This is a genomic window from Streptomyces adustus, assembly GCF_009377175.1.
Taxonomy (GTDB): Bacteria; Actinomycetota; Actinomycetes; order Streptomycetales; family Streptomycetaceae; genus Streptomyces; species Streptomyces adustus.
In genome coordinates this window covers 1-19349 of the sequence record NZ_VJZD01000042.1, presented here as the reverse complement: position 1 = coordinate 19349, position 19349 = coordinate 1, and the positions used below count along the sequence as shown (strand labels likewise).

17 protein-coding genes and 1 pseudogene are annotated in these 19349 nt (G+C 72.4%); 9 read left to right on the top strand and 9 right to left on the bottom strand.

Annotated elements, in window-relative coordinates:
- The first annotated feature begins 12 nt into the window (after positions 1-12).
- The 4 genes and pseudogenes from FNH09_RS13210 to FNH09_RS13195 form a co-directional block, all read left to right on the top strand.
- Positions 13-735 carry a TetR family transcriptional regulator gene (locus FNH09_RS13210; RefSeq protein ID WP_152887401.1) on the top strand — a complete coding sequence of 241 codons (723 nt, stop codon included), beginning with the start codon at positions 13-15 and terminating at the stop codon, positions 733-735.
- Between the two features lie 151 nt (positions 736-886).
- The gene (locus tag FNH09_RS13205) at positions 887-1300 is read left to right on the top strand and encodes a zinc ribbon domain-containing protein (RefSeq protein ID WP_162468520.1); all 414 of its coding nucleotides are present in this window, start codon (positions 887-889) and stop codon (positions 1298-1300) included.
- A 161-nt stretch (positions 1301-1461) separates the two neighbouring features.
- Positions 1462-4293: an alpha/beta hydrolase family protein gene (locus FNH09_RS13200; protein ID WP_152887399.1), complete on the top strand. Its 2832-nt coding sequence runs from the start codon at positions 1462-1464 to the stop codon at positions 4291-4293.
- A 102-nt stretch (positions 4294-4395) separates the two neighbouring features.
- Positions 4396-5176, top strand: a pseudogene (locus FNH09_RS13195) (leucine zipper domain-containing protein); the annotation flags it as partial.
- Here FNH09_RS13195 and FNH09_RS13190 read toward each other — a convergent pair.
- Entirely contained in the window at positions 5098-5487 is a 390-nt protein-coding gene (locus FNH09_RS13190) for a PPOX class F420-dependent oxidoreductase (protein ID WP_152887397.1), read from the bottom strand. The pseudogene FNH09_RS13195 and the gene FNH09_RS13190 overlap by 79 nt on opposite strands.
- Positions 5488-5497: 10 nt before the next feature.
- Positions 5498-7570 carry a zinc ribbon domain-containing protein gene (locus FNH09_RS13185; protein WP_202919658.1) on the bottom strand — a complete coding sequence of 691 codons (2073 nt, stop codon included), beginning with the start codon at positions 7568-7570 and terminating at the stop codon, positions 5498-5500.
- Between the two features lie 226 nt (positions 7571-7796).
- On the opposite strand from FNH09_RS13185, the gene FNH09_RS13180 reads away from it, so the two are divergent.
- Entirely contained in the window at positions 7797-8120 is a 324-nt protein-coding gene (locus FNH09_RS13180) for a hypothetical protein (RefSeq protein ID WP_202919657.1), read from the top strand.
- Positions 8121-8297: 177 nt separating this feature from the next.
- Here the strand turns inward: FNH09_RS13180 and FNH09_RS13175 are convergent, their stop codons facing one another.
- Entirely contained in the window at positions 8298-9476 is a 1179-nt protein-coding gene (locus tag FNH09_RS13175) for a MalY/PatB family protein (RefSeq protein ID WP_152887396.1), read from the bottom strand.
- A 194-nt stretch (positions 9477-9670) separates the two neighbouring features.
- Between FNH09_RS13175 and FNH09_RS13170 the strand changes: the two genes are divergently transcribed.
- Entirely contained in the window at positions 9671-11059 is a 1389-nt protein-coding gene (locus FNH09_RS13170; protein WP_152887393.1) for a S1 family peptidase, read from the top strand.
- Positions 11060-11191: 132 nt separating this feature from the next.
- Here FNH09_RS13170 and FNH09_RS13165 read toward each other — a convergent pair whose 3' ends face one another.
- The gene (locus FNH09_RS13165; RefSeq protein WP_152887392.1) at positions 11192-11377 is read right to left on the bottom strand and encodes a hypothetical protein; all 186 of its coding nucleotides are present in this window, start codon (positions 11375-11377) and stop codon (positions 11192-11194) included.
- A 224-nt stretch (positions 11378-11601) separates the two neighbouring features.
- Between FNH09_RS13165 and FNH09_RS13160 the strand changes: the two genes are divergently transcribed.
- A complete protein-coding gene (locus FNH09_RS13160) occupies positions 11602-12804 on the top strand; it encodes a Gfo/Idh/MocA family protein (RefSeq protein ID WP_152887390.1) in 1203 nt (400 codons plus the stop codon).
- Between the two features lie 25 nt (positions 12805-12829).
- Here the strand turns inward: FNH09_RS13160 and FNH09_RS13155 are convergent, their stop codons facing one another.
- From FNH09_RS13155 to FNH09_RS13135, 5 genes are all read right to left on the bottom strand, one after another.
- Entirely contained in the window at positions 12830-13525 is a 696-nt protein-coding gene (locus tag FNH09_RS13155) for a L,D-transpeptidase family protein (protein WP_152887388.1), read from the bottom strand.
- Between the two features lie 94 nt (positions 13526-13619).
- Positions 13620-14489, bottom strand: a complete 870-nt coding sequence (locus tag FNH09_RS13150) for an SDR family NAD(P)-dependent oxidoreductase (RefSeq protein ID WP_152887386.1) — start codon at positions 14487-14489, stop codon at positions 13620-13622.
- 3 nt (positions 14490-14492) lie between these two features.
- Positions 14493-15407, bottom strand: a complete 915-nt coding sequence (locus FNH09_RS13145) for an SDR family oxidoreductase (protein WP_152887384.1) — start codon at positions 15405-15407, stop codon at positions 14493-14495.
- Positions 15408-15549: 142 nt separating this feature from the next.
- Positions 15550-16179 (bottom strand): MBL fold metallo-hydrolase, encoded by a 630-nt coding sequence (locus FNH09_RS13140; RefSeq protein WP_152887382.1) that lies wholly within the window; start codon positions 16177-16179, stop codon positions 15550-15552.
- Entirely contained in the window at positions 16179-17267 is a 1089-nt protein-coding gene (locus FNH09_RS13135; RefSeq protein ID WP_152887380.1) for an S-(hydroxymethyl)mycothiol dehydrogenase, read from the bottom strand. Before FNH09_RS13135 ends, FNH09_RS13140 begins: the two co-directional genes overlap by 1 nt.
- 237 nt (positions 17268-17504) lie before the next feature.
- On the opposite strand from FNH09_RS13135, the gene FNH09_RS13130 reads away from it, so the two are divergent.
- Together FNH09_RS13130 and FNH09_RS13125 are read left to right on the top strand one after the other, a co-directional pair.
- A complete protein-coding gene (locus tag FNH09_RS13130; protein WP_162468519.1) occupies positions 17505-18908 on the top strand; it encodes a rhodanese-like domain-containing protein in 1404 nt (467 codons plus the stop codon).
- Positions 18905-19349: TSUP family transporter (locus tag FNH09_RS13125; protein WP_162468518.1), on the top strand; the 445-nt coding region annotated here is incomplete at its 3' end. The genes FNH09_RS13130 and FNH09_RS13125, both read left to right, overlap by 4 nt.

Here is a 19349-nt window from a genome sequence, read left to right as displayed (position 1 = left end):
ACGTTCCCCTCCATGAGCTCCAGTGACAAGGCGGAGGAGGCGGCCGCCAAGCCGCCCATGCGGGACGCCCTGGTCGCGGCGGCCTTCCAGTTGTTCCTGGAGCGCGGCTACGAACAGACGACGGTCGACGACATCGTGGCGCTGGCCGGGGTGGGCCGACGGTCGTTCTTCCGCTACTTCCCCTCCAAGGAGGACGTGGTCTTCCCCGACCACGAGCGCTGCCTGGCCGACATGACGGCCTTCCTGGCCGCGAGCGGTGACGAGGACGAACCGGTGCGCCGGGTCTGCGACGCGGCCCGGCTCGTGCTGCGGATGTACGCCGAGAACCCGGCGTTCTCCGTGCAGCGCTACCGCCTCACCAAGCAGGTGCCGGGCCTGCGGGCGTACGAGCTGTCGGTGGTGTGGCGCTACGAGCGCGCCCTGGCCGCGTATCTGCGCGCACGCTTCGCCGGCCGCCCGGACGGCACGCTGCGGGCCGATGTGATCGCGGCCGCCGTGGTCGCGGCGCACAACAACGCGCTGCGCTCCTGGCTGCGTTCGGACGGCAAGGACGACGCCGGGGCCGCGGTCGACCACGCCCTCGGCCATGTCCAGGAGGCCTTCGCCGGGCCGGCCGGACCGGCCGCCGAGCGCCCGGCCGGGGACCAGGAGGACGTCGTCGTGGTCGTCTCCCGGCGCGGGGCACCCCTGTGGCGCGTGGTGCAGGAGATCGAGACCACGCTGGCCCGCGACTGATCCCCCGCATTTTTGGGGTACCGAGTGCCTTTACGGGTGACACTCAGTGCCATACGCTGTGGCCGTGCACGGTGGCACGACGAACCGGGGCACAGGCGTGCCCGGGCGTTCCGGGCACGCGGTTTCCGGCCTGGCGCAGGGAGTTGACAGCGTGTACCACCACTCAGGAAGCGCGGCTCAGCAGGGCACCGGCTCCGCCACGGGCGTGCTCGAACCGGCGGCCGCGAACACCGAGACGATCCTCTACCAGCGCTGCACCTGGTGCGGCACCGCGATGTACCACCGGCTGCTCTGTCCGGCGTGCCAGGGCGGCGACCTGCGCACCGAGCGCAGCGAGGGCACGGGCACCGTGCGCCACGCCACGGTGGTGCACCGCAACACCCCCGCCGCGCGCAACGTGTCGCTCGTCGAGATGGCCGAGGGCTTCGTCGTCCGGGGCCGGGTGATGGGACCGCTCATCGGCATCCACAGCGGCGACCGCGTGCGGCTGTCCACGGCCAAGGACCCCGTCCGCGGCGAGCCCGTCTTCCAGCTGCTCGACGAGCCCTTCCGCGCCTGGCACTGAGGGACCACCGGGAAACGGTCATGTATGGCCGATAACCGGTCCGTTGCCGCATCGGATCACACAACACAGGCAACCCACAGATTCTCTTTGCCCTCCTTCGGTAGGCGAGGGGCCCCCGTTACGGACGGGACGCCCGCGCACGAGGCTGAAGGAGGGGAACATTGTTCCGTGCCCGGCGAACCGCAGTCGCCGCCTTGGCGGTGCTCGCGGCACTGGCAGGATCACCAGGACTGGCACAGGCCCGACCCACCCACGAGGCACGGCCGACTGCGGCCGTGTCCGACGACGGGCTGCCACCGGGCTGGCGGCTCACCGGGGCCGGTGACGAACGCGCCCTGGTCTGGCAGTCGTCCGTGCCCGTGCCCATGGGCAACGCGCGCGTCGAGTTCCACGCCGCGGACGGGCTGCTCGGCGTGCCGTCGGCCGACCGGGACGGCAGGACGTTCCGGCTGGACCTGGCCGACGCCCGCGCCACCGATCTGACGGACCTCCAGGTACGGGCCGGGGGACGCCGACTGGACGCACCCACCGGGTCCGGCGCACCCACGACGTCCGACGGCACCACCGCACCCGGCCGACCCGGCACGCCCGTTGCGCCCGGTGTCGGCCCGGGCGGGACACCCTCCGCCGCCGCGCAGCCGCCCGCCCCGCTCCCCGCGGGCTCGGTCGACCCCGGCAGGCCGGGCCCGTACCGCACGCTCACCGGCGAGTACGCCCTCGCCCCGGTGCGCCTGCCCGGCTTCGCCGCACCGGTCGAGATGCGCGCCGTGGTGGTGGCGCCGAAGGGCACCGTCGGCAAGCGCCCGCTGGCGCTGTTCCTGCACGGCCGTCACGCCACCTGCTACGCCGGGGCCGACGTCACCGGCGACTGGCCCTGCCGGGCCGGTGCCAAGCCGATCCCGAGCTACCGCGGCTATCTGCGCGACCAGCGACTCCTCGCGTCCCAGGGCTACGTGACGGTGTCGGTGTCCGCGAACGGCATCAACGGCCAGGACTTCGCCGCCGACGACGGCGGCGCGCAGGCCCGTTCCTCGCTGGTCCGGCAGCACCTGGCCCGCTGGGCCGAGTGGGCCGCCCACCCGGCAGGCGCTCCCGCGGTGGTACGCCAGGCGCCGAGGGCCGACCTGTCCCGGGTCCTGCTCGTCGGCCACTCGCGCGGCGGCGAAGGCGTCAACCGCGCCGCGATGGACAGTCTCTACCCCCCGCCCACCGCCCAGGACGGCTATCGCGGACCGGTGCGCTGGCACATCCGCGGCACCGTCCTGATCGGGCCCACGGTCTTCGGACAGAACCCGGTGGCCGACGTGCCCTCGGCGACGATCCTGCCGGGCTGCGACGGTGACGTCTCCGACCTCCAGGGCGAGGTGTACGTCGACGGCACCCGCGGTGTCGGCCGGGGCGCCGCGCTGCACAGCGCCCTCTACGTGGTCGGCGCCGACCACAACTTCTTCAACACCGAGTGGACCCCGGGACAGGCCGCGGCACCCGCCGAGGACGACTTCTGGGACGACCCCGAGCACCCGGACCCGGTGTGCTCGACGAACGCCCGGACCCGGCTGACCGCCGACCAGCAGCACCGCGCGGGCGCCACCTACATCGCCACCGCGGCCCGGCTGTTCGTCGCCGGTGACGACCGCGCGCGCCAGCTGCTCGACGGCACGGGACGGCGGGCCCCCTCGGCGGATCCCGCCCGGGTCCTGACCCACGCGGTGGGCGGTGACCGGCGTGCCGGGTTCCTGCCGGACGGCTCGGTGACGGTGTCCGGCGCGACGCTCTGCTCGGCGGTGGATCCCGACCCGGCCGCGGCCTGTCTCGGCATGGGCACGAAGGGGTCCTCGCCGCACTTCGTCCCCTGGTACGTCGACCGGGAGAAGGGCCGCCGGGCCGTGGCCCTGCGCTGGTCTTCGGCCGGCCACACGGTACGGGTGCGCCCCGCGAAGCCGGTCTCGCTGAGCGGCGCGAAGGCGCTGACGCTGCGCGTGATCGTGCCGCCCGGCAGCCACGGCACCCGGCTGGACGTCTCCGTCACCGACGCCGCCGGCCGGCGCGCCACGCTGGGCGGGGTCGGCGTCGACGGACTGCCGGGCACGGAACGGACCTCCTCGTACTGGGCCCGTGAGATACGGGTCCCGCTCACGGCCGCCACCCGAGCCGGTCTCGACCTGCGCCGGGTGCAGTCCCTCGGCCTCACCCCGCGGACCCGGTCGGGCCGGGCCTGGCTGATGGACGCCTGGGCCTGGCGGCCCGGCACCCCGGCCGTGCGCCCGTCCGCGCTGCCGCGCGTCGACCTCGGCACCACCACCGTGCGCGAGGGCGACTCCGGCGTGCGCACCTACCGGGTGCCGGTACGGGTGTCGGGTCACGGCAGCGGCCAGGTGCGCGTCTACGTCGTCGACCCCGTCACCGGGAAGGCGAAGGACCGGCTGGTGACGGTCCGGGCGGGCGGGCACGACATCGACGTACGGGTGCGGGTGCAGGGCAACACGCGCTTCTCCTACGACGTCTCGCACGACGTGTTCGTGAAGGCCGTCCGGGGCGCGGTGATCGGCACGCCCCACGGCGGGATCCTGGTGCGCAACGACGACCCGATGCCGAAGCTGTCGGTCACCGCGGTCGCGGGCCGGGTGACCGAGGGGCAGCCGCTGCGTTGGCGCGTGTCCCTGTCGGAGGCCGCCGACACGGACACGTACGCCACCTTCGTGGTGCGGCCGGTGTCCGGCGGCGCCGAGCTGTCCACCAAGGACGTGGACCCGGCCTGGCTCATGGACACGACCGGCGCGTCCGCCGACCCGGAGCGCCCGCTGTCCGCGGTGGACCACCTGTACCTCTGGGTGACCTTCCCCGCGGGCCGGACCTCGGCGGACCTGAGCCTGCCCACCGTGCGCGACCGGGTGGCCGAGCCCGAGGAGTCGGTGCGCTTCCAGTGGGCCGACGACTCCGGTGAACCGGGCGACGGACCGGTGCTGACCGGCACGGTGCTGGACGCGCCCTAGGTGTATTGATCACGAGCGTTGTTGACACTGGCTGGTGCTTGATCATGGCGAAGACCTCCGGTGTGGTGGAGCTGTCTAGGACTGCACCGCACGGAGGTCTTCGTGTCCCACCGTAATGCCCGGCTGACCTTTCACGGCAGGCGGCTGCTCGTCGAGCGTGTCTGCGCCGGTCGCCCGGTCGCCCATGTGGCCGCCGAGATGGGCATCTCACGCGCCACGGCCCACAAGTGGGTCCGCCGCTGGCGGGCCGAGGGCGAGCAGGGGCTGACCGACCGCTCCAGCCGCCCCCGCACGACACCGCACCGCACACCGGCAGCCGTGGAGGCCCGCGTCTGCCGTCTGCGCCAGGCCCGCAAGCTCGGTCCCGCACGGCTCGGCCCGATCCTGGGCCTGCCCGCCTCGACCGTGCACCGCATCCTGACCCGCCACCACCTGAACCGGCTCGCCCACCTGGACCGGCCCACCGGCCAGGTCATTCGCCGCTACGAACGCGACCGGCCCGGCGAACTCCTCCACGTCGACGTGAAGAAACTCGGCTGGATCCCGGACGGGCGGCGGTCACAAGGTCCGCGGCCGCGACGCCGGCCGGCCGGTCCGCGGCATGGGCTTCGACTACGTCCACTCCGCCGTCGACGACCACAGCCGACTGGCCTACAGCGAGATCCACGCGGACGAGAAGGTCGCCACCTGCGCCGGCTTCCTCACCCGCGCCGCCGCTTACTTCCACGCGCACGGCATCGACCGCATCGAGCGCGTGCTGACCGACGCGGGTCGGCCGTCTCGTGCGGCCGGCCCGCTCCCCGCTCAGCCGGGGAAGGTGATCCGGATCCCGACCGTGCCGTCCGTCCCGCGCCGCAGGCGGCTGCCGAGGAGGGTGAGGCGGCCGAGGATGCCGTACTTGCGGGCGAGCAGGTCCCGGTAGCGGGCGGTGGTCCCGGCGTCGCAGATCTCGGCGGTGGCGGGGACCGGTTCGCCGGTCGGGTTGCCCCGTACGTCGCACGGGCCGACCAGGACGTCGCCGCGGGCGCGGATCCGCTTCACCTTCCAGGAGTCGGCGACCGTCCAGGCGCCCAGGGCGTCCTCGCCGTCCCGCACCACCCACACCGGGGTCGGCACCCCCGTGCCGTTCTTGCGGTAACTGGTGATCAGCAGATACTTGCCCGCACCGAGCCGGGCCACCGATGTCTCGTCCATGCGGCGCAGTCTAAGAGTCATCACGTAGTGCTGTGATGCCCGCCCGATGTCTGCACGGACCTGGCGCGCATGGGTGGCGCTGGTCCGTGCAGCCGACTGTTCCGACGTGGTCCTTGTGCCGCTGGTTCGCGGGTCGGGTCTCATTCGGGGTTGGTCCGGTACCGGTCGGTGGCGTTTTGTCGGGCAGAGGCCCACGACCGCCGGGATGTTGCGGCGGGTGGGCTACCGCGTGGGTGCGGTCCCGGGTGGGGCGGGCACCTCGCTGCGGTTGACTCGACAGGGCTTCTTGCAGCCCTTCATGGAACAAGATGGGTGTACTGCGCGCCTGGGCTACGTCCAGGCGCGCGGTGCGGGGCTCGTCGGGGTCGGCGACGTGTACGTGGGCGGCAAGGGCTGCGGAAACCATGTCCCGGTCGCCGACGAGCCCGCATCCAGTGCATGTGTGAACACGGTCGGCGAGGGTTTTGGTGGCCTTCTCGCCGCAGAAGCATGTCTGGGACAGCTTCGTGGTGAAGGTGGAGGCGCGCAGCATCCGCCCGCTGGTTTTCTCACACTCCCGGGCTATCGCGGTGATGAGTCTGCCGGGTGTGGTGGCCTGCAGGGCTTTGCCCCACCAGCGGTACCAGGTGCGGATGTCGCAGTCCTCGACGGTGAGGTTCGCGCCGTGGGTGGCGACGATGGTTTCGGCGATACGGCGGGCGCGTTGGTCTTTGGCCGCGGCCGCGGTGGCAGCTGCTTCGGCTAGGCGGGCCCGGTTGAGTCGGTAGCTGACCGATAGGGCATCACGCCGATACGCCTGCCTGGGCACCCCGGCCTTGCCGGCGGCCCGGGCACCGCCCGGCACTGCGACGGCCCGCTCGGGCAGGCTGGCAGTCGTACGTCGCTCGGAGCGGGCCTGCTGCCGTTTCGACAGGTGGTACTGGCCTGGGTTTGATGCTCTGCGGGAGCGGTCGAGCGCCCGGTTGCGGCCGCGTTCCTTGCGGCGGTCATCGGCCAGCGCGGCGATTTCGTCGTCGGTGAGCGTGATGCGGGTGGCCTCGACGTCGCCGTGGGCAGGGTCGAAGGTGGAGGGGAAGGAGACGATGGACAGGTTGGAGACGTTGCCGTCGACCCCGCCAACCCGCTCCAGGTGAGCCGCAGTATCGCGCCGGGCTTTCGTAGCGGGGGATGCGTAACCTTCGGTGAGGACCATCAGGTGGGCTTCGTACGCCCACCCGCCCGGCGCTGAGGCATCGCGGCGGCGCACGAGGTCGATCTTGTGCCACGTTTCCGGGTTGTTCAGGAAGTGCAGCACGCGTTGCCAGCGTCCGGACCCGGACGGCAGGCGGACGGGCAGGACGAGGTCGCCGCGGCTGCTGTCGCAGCCGCCGGTGAAGACGACGGCCAGCGCCCCGGTGTGGTCCCACCACGTCGCGGCCCGCGTTTTCGGTGTGCCCTTCGGGGTTACCTCGCCGGTCGCCATGCGGCCCGACGGCCGGATGGGTGCGGGCATACGCCGGGGCTGCTCGAGGACACGCGCCCCCGAGGGGAGCGCGGCTGCCTGCTCCGGCGTTGTAACGGTTGGTGCAAGGTTGCGGTGCCGGTAGGCGGCCAGGTGCCCGGCGAGCGTGCCGTGAAGGCGGAAGGTTTCCCACTTCCGCGCAGTGGTGTGCGAACGGGCCCGACCGGGAATGCGGGTGCAGTCCCACCATCGGCCGACCTTCGGCCGCCCGTGCCGGCGGCCGCATGAGTTGGGGAAGAGGTGCCGGCTGACGGATGTCTCGAAGACCTCGTCGGCCTGGTGCATCACCAGCGCTTTGGTGACGTGATGGGCGAGGTGTTTGGAGTTTTCCATGTGCTGGTAGGCGCGGCGTTCCATCCCTTCCCGTGACAGGCCCAGTTCCAGACGCCAGGCCTTCGCGTCCGTCTCACGCCGGACGTCGCCGGCCCAGTACGCGTCGACCGCGGCCCGGGCATCGCGCTGCAGCGCACGCTTGACGGACCACATCGCCGCGTACATCTGCTCGGTCCGGTGCCGGGTGTCGGGGTCGTGAACGTCCAGCGGCAGGCGGATCACCGCAAGCTCGGTGTCCTGGCCGCGCATCCACCGTGTCCCTTTGTTCCTGCCTCGGAACCGGCGGCCAGGAACATCGAAGGCGGGCACGCCTTCAGGCAGTTCAGTGCGCACTGGTCCCCACCCCCCTTTTTTCCGCTCACGGCCCGCACACCAGTCCGCTGCTCGGCACCCGCGGCAACCAACACCGAAGCTATACGCCGCCACTGACAACGCCCCGCGCCGCAGTAGCACCTCGCGGCCCCACGATCCACGCATGCGTCTGCGTCTGCGTCTGCGCCACTGCATGACCACCGAAGTTCGAGCGCGGGAATTGTGGGTTGTCGACGGCACGCAGATGCCGGTCCATGACCAGAGGCGCTCCGCGAAGAACAAGAACTACCGGCGTAGCGTCAACGTGCAGATTGTCTGCCGCGCCCGCGACCGCAGGGTGGTTGCCGTCGACGAAGCATGGCCAGACAACCGCAACGGCTCCGCTGCGGAACAGATGGCCGCATCGTCAAAGACCGGAACTACCGCCGGTTCCGCAAACGCCAGGCCGTCGCAGAACACGTCATCTCCCGACTCACGGACCACCTGATCCTCCGCCAGTGCCGACGCCGCGGCGACGCGATCAACCATGCCGCAGCTGGCATCGCAGCACTCCACAACCTCAAGCTCGACTTCCGGTAAACGGAGCAGGCACCACGGTGCGGCACATCCCGGCCCGCATTACGTGATAGCTCATAGGCAGCCGCCCGCCCCGGCGCCGCGGCCGTCAGGCCATCGCCTTCGCCATCCTGCGCACGGCCTCCGTGATCACCTCGGGCGAGGTCGCGAGATTCAGCCGTACGTGGCCGGTGCCGCCCGTGCCGAAGTCCGTCCCGGAGTTGAGCGCCACCCGGCCGCGTTCCAGGAAGACCTGCCCCGGGTCGTCCGGCAGGCCGAGTGCCCGGCAGTCGAGCCAGGCGAGGTAGGTGGCCTCGCTCGGCCGGTACCCGATCGCGGGCAGCTGCTCGGCGAGGAGTCCGGCGAGCAGGCGCCGGTTGTCGTCGAGTCCGGCCAGCAGCGCGTCCAGCCAGGCGGTGCCCTCGCGCAGGGCGGCGGTGTGGGCGAGCACGCCGACATGGCTCGGGCCGTGGCTCACCTCCTCGGGCAGCCGGGCCAGGTCGGCGGCGGCCGCGGGGCCCGCCACGGCCAGGGCGGCCTTGAGCCCGGCGAGGTTCCAGCCCTTGGAGGCCGACATCAGCGACAGACCGTTCTCGCCGCCCGGCACGCTCAGGTACGGCACGAAGTCCACGCCCTCGACGACCAGCGGGGCGTGGATCTCGTCGGCGACGACGCGCACCCCGTACCGCTCGGCGAGCGCGGCCACGGCGGTGAGCTCGCCGGCGGTGTGCACCGTGCCGGTCGGGTTGTGCGGGCTGCACAGCAGATACGCGGCGGGCCTGCCGCCGGCCACGGCCCGCCGGAAGGTCTCCTCCAGCGCGCCGAGGTCCAGCCGCAGGTCCGGGCCGAGCGGAGCCTCGCACAGGCGCCGGTCCATGTGGCCGACGAACTGGAAGAACGGCGGATAGACGGGCGGGGTGACGACGACGGCGTCACCCGGCCCGGTCACCAGCCGCAGCATCTCCACCACGCCCAGCATCACGTCCGGCACGATCGCGGTGCGCTCCACCGCGAGTCCTTCCCAGCCCCACCGCGCCGCGGCGAAGGCGGCGAGCGCCTCGGCGTAGGCGGTGCCCGCGGGGTAGCCGGTGTCGCCCAGTTCCATCGCGTCGGTGACGGCGCGCACGACCGGCTCGGCGAGCGGCACGTCCATCTCGGCCACCCACAGCGGCAGCACGTCCTGCGGGTACGTGCGCCACTTCATGCTCGTACGACGTCGCAGGCGGTCGAGGGCGAGTGCGCGCAGGGGGTTCGGCTCGGCGGGCGTGACGTGCGGGATGCGTGTCATGGGGCACAAGATAGGCCGCTGCACGGTGTGCCGGAACGACGCCTCGGGGGCACGGGCGCGGAACCCGGGCGTTCGGCTCCGATCATGTGCGCGGTGAACATCCGCCGGTCGGCGTACGTATGGGAGTCAGGGCGCTCGACGACCGGAGGGCCCCGCGGTGTGACCACCGCGCGTTCGGGGTTCGGGAGCCATGCATGAGGCACGCACGACGACGGGTCGTCCGGCGGGCGACACAACTGACGGCCGTCGGCGGACTCCTCCTGGGAGGGGTGATGGTGACGCAGGCCATGGCGAGCGAGAAGCCGGCCGTGACCGCCGTCCCGCGCAGCTCCGCGCAGTCGGTCGCGGACACCGGGTCGCAGCTCGTGTCGCGGCTGGGCACCGCCCGTACGGCGGGCAGTTGGATCGGCGCGGACGGCAAGCCGGTCGTGGCGGTCACCGACGAGGACGCGGCGGCCGAGGTCCGCAAGGCGGGTGCCGAGGCCAAGATGGTCGGGCACAGCATGAACGAGCTGAAGTCGGCCACGACGGCGCTGCGTTCGGCGCCGCGGGTGGCGGGCACGGCGTGGTCGGTGGACCCCCGCACGAACCAGGTCGTGGTGCTGGCCGACCGCACGGTCTCCGCGGCCGACTGGTCGGCGATGACCCAGGTGGCGGGGAAGATCGGCAGTTTCGTGCGGATGGAGCGCACCGGCGGCTCGTTCACCACGCGGCTCAACGGCGCCCAGCCGATCCTGTCGACCGGGGGCCGCTGCTCGGCGGGCTTCAACGTGACCAACGGGCAGAGCGACTTCATCCTCACCGCCGGTCACTGCGGGCCCACCGGTTCGCTGTGGTTCGCCGACAACCAGGCCACCCAGCAGGTCGGCAGGACGGTGAACAGCTCGTTCCCCGGCGCCGACTTCTCGCTGGTGCAGTACGCGAGCGGCCGGGCGGGCGGCGGTGCCGACATCGTGGCCATCGGCAACGGCAACGGGGTGCGGATCACGGGCGCGGCCGATCCGACCGTCGGGCAGCGGGTGTTCCGCAGCGGCAGCACCAGCGGGCTGCACGACGGGACGGTGACCTCGCTCAACGCTACGGTCAACTACCCCGAGGGCACGGTCACGGGTCTGATCGAGACGAACGTGTGCGCCGAACCCGGCGACAGCGGCGGGCCGTTGTTCTCCGAGGGGATCGCGCTCGGCGTGACCTCGGGCGGCAGCGGTGACTGCACCACCGGCGGCACCACGTTCTTCCAGCCGGTGACCAGGGCGCTGTCGGGGCTGGGGGTGCAGCTGATCGTGTCGACGCAGGCCGCAGGTCAGGGGGGCGCGCCCTCGTCGGCCGCCTCCTCGGCCCCGTCCGGTTCCGCCACGCACAGCGCGATCGCCCCGAGCGCCGCCTCGCCGGGGTCGACGGCTCCGGTGACGGGCGGCACGTCGGACTCGACGCTGCTGTCGGTGCTCACGGACCCGGACAACCTCGGCCCGGGCGTACTGGTGATCGCGGTGAGTCTGATCGCGCTGTTCGCGACCCGCTACATCCGCGCGGAGCAGGACCGCAAGGCGTATCAGCGGTACTACTCGGCGACGTGGGGATGATGGCCCGTCCCGGCACGAGCGGGACGGGGTGACGCGGTGGCCACGGCATCGACGGGATGCCGTGGCGCGGGGAAGCCGGTGGGAGAAGGACACCCGCGTGGTCGCGGTGCGCCGTCCGGCGGGGGACGGCTCTCAGGCCGCCTGTTGCGACTGCGGGGCCGCGGCGGCCCACTCCAGGACGAGCCGCCGGTATTCCTCGCGCTGCTCGCCGCTCAGTGTCCCGCCCGACCGCAGCCACAGGGCCCGGATCTCCTCGTTGACCTCCGCCGCCGATCGGTCGGATACGGGTTCAACACTGGTGGACATACCGTGAAGCATACGACGCACCGCGTGAAGGCCATGTGAGTAATCAGGAACATATCGGACATACGAGACAGTGTTGCTGATCACGTCCATCCGGCTGAACCCGGACCGGGGTTCGGCGACCGAGGGTCCGCCCGCATGTCGATTCGCACCGACAACCACCGCATCACGTCATAATTGTGCCGCTCCCGCGGTGAGCACGTTCCTCTCCTAGTGTCCTAGTGAAAGGCACGCACTCCATGACGTTCTCGCTCGGCATCGTCGGCGCCGGCCAGTTCTCCGGCCGGTTCGCCCTGCTGTTCCAGGCCCACCCCGGTATCGACGACGTCTATGTCACCGACCTCCTGCCCGAGCGGGCCGAACGACTCGCCGCCGCCCAGCAACTCGCGGGCACCTTCCCCTCGTACGAGGCCATGCTGGAGTCGCCGGCCGTCGACGCGGTCGCGGTCTTCACCCAGCGCTGGACGCACGGCCCCCTGGTGCTCCAGGGACTGCGGGCCGGCAAGCACGTGTACTCCGCCGTCCCGATGGCGGTCACCGTGGAGGAGATCGCGGACATCGTCGACGCGGTCCGCACCACCGGACTGACGTACATGATGGGCGAGACCAGCCAGTACCACCCGGCGACCGTGCACGCCCGCAACCGGATCGCCGAAGGCGCCTTCGGACGGCTCTTCTACGCCGAGGGCGACTACGTCCACGACATGGACCTGGGGTTCTACGACGCCTACCGCTACAGCGGGGGCGAGAACTGGAAGGCGACCGCCAGCTATCCGCCGCTGCTCTACCCGACGCACTCGGTGGGCGGGGTGCTCGGCGCCTGGCGGACGCACGCGGTGAGCGTGTCCGCGATCGGGGTGGCCGACGAGCGCCAGGACGGTGTGTTCGACAAGGAGATCAGCCAGTTCGGCAACGACCTCTCCAACGCCACCGCCCTGTTCGCCGTGGCCGGCGGCGGCTCGTTCCGCACGAACGAGTTCCGGCGGGTCGGCTACCCCTCGCACATCAGGGAGTCGCGCTTCCGCTTCTTCGGCACGGAGGCCAGCATGGAACAGCTGGCCACGGTCGCGCTGTGGCAGGACAAGAAGGGGGTGCAGGACATCAGCGACCTGCTGGAGCCCAGGCCCACCGTCGCCCCCGACGACCCGTCGATCCAGCACATCGCCCCGGAGCTGCGGGCCGCCTTCACCTCGGGCTCGGCGCCGGTGCACGACCGCTCCCGGCTGCCGCGGGTGTTCGACACCCTGCACAACGGCCACGAGGGCAGCCACCACTTCCTGGTGGACGACTTCGTGACCGCCGTGGAGAGCCGCACCCTGCCGTCCGTGAACGCGTGGGTGGCGGCCCGCTACACCCTGCCGGGCATCATCGCGCACGACTCCGCGCGGCAGGGCGGGACGCGGCTCGACATCCCGGACTTCGGGGACGCGCCCGAGGTCTGACCGGCCCGGCGGGCCGGGTGTCTCGTCAGGTGCCCGGCTTGCGGCCGTACACGAAGACGTCGTCGCCGGTCTTCAGCAGCGACCAGTACTTCTTGGCGTCGGTCTTCGTCATGTTGACGCAGCCGTGCGAGCCAGGCGGGTTCCACATGCTCAGGCCGACGGAGTGGAAGGCCTGACCGCCGTCGAAGAACTGGCTGTAGGGCATGGACACGTTGTAGATGTTGGAGACGTGGTCGATGTCGCGCCAGTAGATCTTCTTCAGGCCGGTACGGGTCTCGTACCCGTTGCGACCGGTGCGCACCGGGACGGGTCCGTAGACGAGCCGGGAGCCGTCCTGGATCCAGCTGAGCTGGAGCGTGAGGTTCACGCAGGCGATACGGCCCTTGTTCGTCGGACACTTGCCGGCCGCGTTGGGCTTCTTACCCACGGCCTTCTGCTTGTTCATCAGGTCCATCACGCCCCAGGTCACCGACCCGGCGTAGCCGATGTTCGGCGTGATGCCGTGCTTGGTCTGGAAGGCCTGGATGGCCTTGCAGTCGGCGGCGGACTGCCTGCCGTCCACGGGACGGCCGAGGAACTTCTCCACCTGCTTCTGGTAGGGCCCCGCCTGCGTCGTGCAGCTCGCGGCCTGGGCCGGTGCGGCGGTGACCGCGAGTGTGAGCGGGGCCACCAGCGCGGTGATCCCGAGCGCGACGGCGCCCCGTCTGTGCATGTCCCCCATGGCGGACTCCCTCTCGTACGTCCTGCGATCTCAGTTGCCTAGACCGGCCGTACGAGAGGAAAGTTGCACGGCCGACCGCGCCGGGACACAACGGTTACACGCCGGGTGCCGCCGGACGTACGCCGGTTGCTCCCCACTCCCCGCGGCCCCCCTTGGCCGCGTGGAAACCGGTGTTGACCGCCGTGAGGCCGCCGTCGACCGTGAGGGCGGTCCCGGTGATCCAGGCCGCGTCCCGGGACGCGAGGAAGGCGACGGCGGCGGCGATGTCCTCGGGCTCGCCGACGCGGCCCAGCGGGTACAGCCCGCCGATCTCCTCCAGTTCGGCCTCCTGCCCCTCCCACGCGGTGGTGCGTACGGTGCCGGGGACGACCATGTTGACCCGCACCCCGCGGCCGGCCGCGTGCCCGGCGAGGGTGCGGGTCAGCGATCCCAGGCCCGCCTTGGCGGCGCTGTAGGCGTGATTGCCGAAGTCCTGGAGGCCGTTGACCGAGCCGACGCTGACGACGGCGCCGCGGCCCGACGCCGCGAGGTGCGGCAGGGCCGCCCGGCAGCAGCGGTAGGCGCCGGTCAGGGTGAGGTCGAGGTCGTGGGCCCACACCTCGTCCGGTTCGTCCTCGAAGCGGGCCGCGTCCGGGGTGCAGCCGTAGGCGTTGTTGACCAGGACGTCGAGTGCGCCGAAGGTGTCGACGGCGTGGCCGACCGCTCGCTCCACGGAGGTGCGGTCCGCCACGTCGCAGCCGAACGCCTCGGCGCCCAGGCCCTGTTCGCGCAGTGCCGCCGCGGTCCGCTCGGCCGCGGGCAGATCCACGTCGGTCACCAGGACCCGCGCGCCCTCCCGGGCGAGCCGCCCGGCGGTGGCGGCGCCGATGCCGCGGGCGGCGGCGGTGACGAGGACGGCGTACCCCTGGAACCGTGTGCTCTCGAATCGCGGGCTGTCGGGTCGTGGGCTCTCGGATCGTGTCATGGCCTACCGATACCCGGTCACGTCCGCCGGCTTGCCCCGGTCCTGCACCTCGGTCAGATAGCGCCAGGCGTCCGGGCGGCTGCCGTCGAGGTCGGTGAAGCCGTACTCCCGGGCCAGGCCGCCGCTGGAGAGGGAACGGCCGTTGAAGCGGGCCACCTCGGGATCGGCGGCGAGGGCGGCGACGGCACGGCCCACGTAGTGCGGTGTCTCCGAGATCGCGAAGTGCGGCTCGCGGTCGAGGGCGTCGCGCCAGTTGTCCTCGCGCACCCCGAACGCGTCGAGCATGATCTCCGAGCGCATCCAGCCGGGGGTGAGCGCGACGGCGGTGGCGCCGCGTGGGCCGAGTTCGTGGCCGAGGGCGAAGGCCATGCGCAGGACGGACGCCTTGGCGAGGTCGTAGAAGAGGTTGACCCGGTAGGTGTCGCGGTTGTACTCGGCGGTTCCGTCCGTCATCTCCACCACCAGTCCGCCGGTCCCCTCCAGCAACAGGGGCAGGGCGTGGTGGCTGGTGATCGCGTGGGTCTCGACGGCGAGGCGGAGCAGCGTGAGTCCGTTGTCGAGGTCGTGCTCCCAGACCGGGGTGTCCCACTCGAAGAGCTTCTCGCCGCCCCAGATGTCGTTGACGAGGACGTCCAGGCGGCCCTGTTCCCGCGCGATACGGTCCACGAGCGTACGGACCTCGGCCGGGACGAGATGGTCGGTGGGTACGGCGATGCCGCGGCCGCCCGCCGCGGTGACCTGGTCGGCGGTGTCCTCGATGGTCTCGGGGCGGTCGTACGCGGAGCGGCGGGCGCGGGTGCTGCGTCCGGTGACGTAGACCGTGGCGCCGGCCGCGCCGAGTTCCACCGCGATCCCGCGTCCCGCTCCGCGCGTGGCCCCTGCGACCAGGGCGACCTTGCCCGCCAGTGGTCCGGACATGTCCGACCTCCCGTACCCGTACGACCGATGTCGTCTTCGAGGGTGCCGGGTGAACCGGACATCTTCTGTCGCCTTTGGCGTGGTGTCCGTCGTCACGCCCGGCCGGTCACCCGGCCGGGCGCGAGGCGGTGCCGGTCGTTGCTCAGTGGCCGCGCGCGATCCATTCCTCCAGGTGCGGGGCCTCGGCGCCGATGGTCGTCGGGTCGCCGTGGCCGGTGAGCACCTTGGTCTCCGGCGGCAGGGTCAGCAGGCGGTCGCGGATCGAGTCGATGATCGTCGGGAAGTGGGAGTAGGAGCGGCCGGTCGCGCCGGGGCCGCCGTGGAAGAGGGTGTCACCGGTGAAGACCGTGGCCAGCCCTGGTTCGTACAGGCAGACCGCGCCGGGCGCGTGGCCCGGGGTGTGCAGGACGGTCAGGTCGGCGCCCGCGGTCTCGATGACCTGGCCGTCGGCGAGATGGGCGTCGGGCTCGCGGTCCGGGTGGGTCTGGTGCCAGAGCGGCAGGTCGTCGGGGTGCAGCCAGATGGTGGCGCCGGTCAGGTCCGCGAGGGCGGGCGCGGCGCCGATGTGGTCGTTGTGGGCGTGGGTGCAGATGATGGCCGTCAGGCGGCGCTCGCCGACGGCCTCGGCGATCGCCTCGGCGTCGTGCGCGGCGTCGATGACGACGACCTCGCGCTCGTCGCCGACGATCCACACGTTGTTCTCGACGTCCCAGGTGCCGCCGTCGAGGGTGAACTTCCCGGGGACGACGAGGCGTTCGATGCGTACGGTCATCAGAGCACCACCACCGAGCGCAGGACGTCGCCCTGGTGCATGCGCTCGAACGCCTTCTCCACCTCGTCGAGCTGGATGGTCTCGGTCACGAACGCGTCCAGGTTCAGGCGGCCTTGCAGATGCAGGTCGATCAGCATGGGGAAGTCCCGGGAGGGCAGGCAGTCGCCGTACCAGGAGGACTTCAGGGCTCCGCCGCGGCCGAAGACGTCCAGCAGCGGCAGTTCGAGCTTCATCTCCGGGGTCGGTACGCCGACCAGGACGACCGTGCCGGCCAGGTCGCGTGCGTAGAAGGCCTGCTTGTACGTCTCCGGGCGGCCGACCGCCTCGATGACGACGTCGGCGCCGAAGCCACCGGTCAGTTCGCGGATCGCCTCGACGGGGTCGGTGTCCTTGGAGTTGACGGTGTGGGTGGCACCGAACGTGCGGGCCATGGCCAGTTTGCGGTCATCGATGTCGACGGCGATGATCTTCGCCGCGCCGGCCAGGTTCGCGCCGGCCACGGCCGCGTCCCCGACCCCGCCGCAGCCGATGACGGCGACCGTGTCGCCGCGGCCGACGTCGCCCGTGTTGATCGCGGCGCCGATGCCCGCCATCACCCCGCAGCCCAGCAGCCCGGCGACCGCCGGGGAGACCGCCGGGTCGACCTTGGTGCACTGGCCGGCCGCGACCAGGGTCTTCTCGGCGAAGGCGCCGATGCCCAGGGCCGGGGAGAGCTCCTGGCCGGTCGAGGCGAGCGTCATCTTCTGCTTCGCGTTGTGGGTGTCGAAGCAGTACCAGGGCCGGCCCCGCAGACAGGCCCGGCAACGGCCGCACACCGCACGCCAGTTGAGGATCACGAAGTCACCGGGCTCGACGTCGGTGACGCCCTCGCCGACCGACTCCACGACGCCGGCCGCCTCGTGGCCCAGCAGGAACGGGAAGTCGTCGCTGATTCCGCCCTGCTTGTAGTGCAGGTCGGTATGGCAGACACCGCAGGCCTGGACGCGCACGACGGCCTCCCCGGGCCCCGGGTCCGGCACGACGATCGTCTCGATCCGCACCGGCTCGTTCCTGCCCGGTGCGATCACGCCGCGTACTTCCTGCGCCATGGTGCTCAGCCCTTTCCTCGACGGGGATCCGTCCCGGTCCGACCCTACGCGTCACCGATCGGTGGTGGCACGCCTCCACGACGGCCGAGCCGATGTCCACGACGCCCGCACCCTCGTCCATGACGACCGCTCCCCCGTCCCCCTTGATCAAAATACCCCCGGGGGTACCTCTGCTACGGTGATAGACATACCCCGGGGGGTAATTTCCAGCGTGTTCGACACGAGAGGAGAGCTGCCGTGTACTTCGTCGACACGATCGACGTGCCGGGGCTCGGCAACCGCGGCTACCTGGCGGGCGGGGCGCACGGCGCCGTGGCCGTCGATCCACCGAGGGACATCGACCGGGTGCTCGCGGCCGCCGCACGGCGGGACGTGCGGGTGACGCACGTCGTCGAGACCCACGTCCACAACGACTACGTGACCGGAGGCCCGGAGCTCGCCCGGATCACCGGCGCCGCGTACCTGGTGCCGGCCGCGGCCCGGATCGACCACCCGCACACCCCCGTCTCGGACGGCGACGTCGTGGAGGTCGCGGACGGCCTGGCACTGCGCGCGCTCGCCACCCCCGGCCACACCCCGCACCACACCTCCTACGTCCTGGAGGAGGCCGGACACGCGGTGGCCGTCTTCACCGGCGGTTCGCTGCTGATCGGCACCGTCGGCCGTCCCGACCTGGTGGAACCCCGGCTGACCGCGCGGCTGGCGCGGGCCCAGTACGACTCCGCGCACCGGCTGGCCGCCGGTCTGCCGGACGACACCGCGGTCCTGCCCACCCACGGCTTCGGCAGCTTCTGCTCCGCCTCGCAGGCCGAGGGCGGGGCGACGACCACCATCGGCCGGGAGCGCGCCGCGAACGAGGCGCTGGTCAAGGACGTCGACACCTTCGTCGCCGATCTGCTCGCCGGGCTGGAGGACGTGCCCGCGTACTACGCGCACATGGCCCCGCTGAACACGCGGGGCCCCGCTCCGGTGGACCTCACCCCGCCGCGCCGGGCCGACGCCGAGGAGATCGCCGCCCGGCTGGCCGCCGGGGAGTGGGTGGTCGACCTGCGCAACCGGGTCGCGTTCGCCGACGGGCACGTCGACGGCTCGCTGAACTTCGCGGCGGAGGGACAGCTCGCCACGTATCTGGCCTGGCTGCTGCCCTGGGGCAGGCCGGTCACCCTGCTCGCCGAGTCGGCCGGGCAGCTCGCCGCCGCCCAGCGCGAACTGGTCCGGGTCGGCATCGACCGGCCGGCCGCGGCCGCGACCGGCTCCCCCGCCCAGTGGGTGCGCCCCGGCGATCGGCCGCGGGCCTTCCCGCGGGCCGACTTCGCCGCGCTCGCCGCCGAGACCGCACGCGCGGGCGCCCCGGTCGTGATCCTCGACGTGCGGCGCGACTCCGAACGCACGGCCGGGCACATCGCGGGCTCGGTGCACATACCGCTGCACCGGCTGCGCGACCGGCTCACGGAGATACCGGACGGCACGGTGTGGGTGCACTGCGCCGGCGGTACCCGGGCCGCGATCGCGACCTCGCTGCTGGACGCGGCGGGCCGGGACGTCGTCGCCGTCGACGACGGCTTCGACTCGGCAGACGCGGCCGGGCTCCCGATCGCCCGCGCCACCGAGGCCGACGCCCGGCACCGGCCGGCGCCGTGACCGCGCTCGTCCTCGCCCTCGTCGCCGGCGCCGTCACCGGCATCGCGCTGGGCGCGCTGGGCGGCGGCGGCAGCATGCTGGCCGTACCGGCGCTGATCTACCTGCTCGGTTCCACCCCGGCCGCGGCCACCACCGCGAGCCTCGTCGTCGTCTCCGTCACCTCCGTCACCGCACTGGCCGCGCACGCGCGGGCCGGCGCCGTGCACTGGCGGGCCGGCGCGCTGTTCGCCGCGGCGGGACTCGTGCCCGCCGCCGCGGGCGGGGCGCTCTCCACGCGCCTGCCGTCGGCCCTGCTCACCGGCGCTTTCGCGGTGATCGCCGGGATCGCGGCGCTGCGGATGCTGCGCCCCGCGGCCTCGGCCCGCGACGGCTCCGAGGTACGTCCGCTGCGGGTCGCCGGAGCCGGGGCGGGGCTCGGTGCGGTGACCGGGGTGCTGGGGG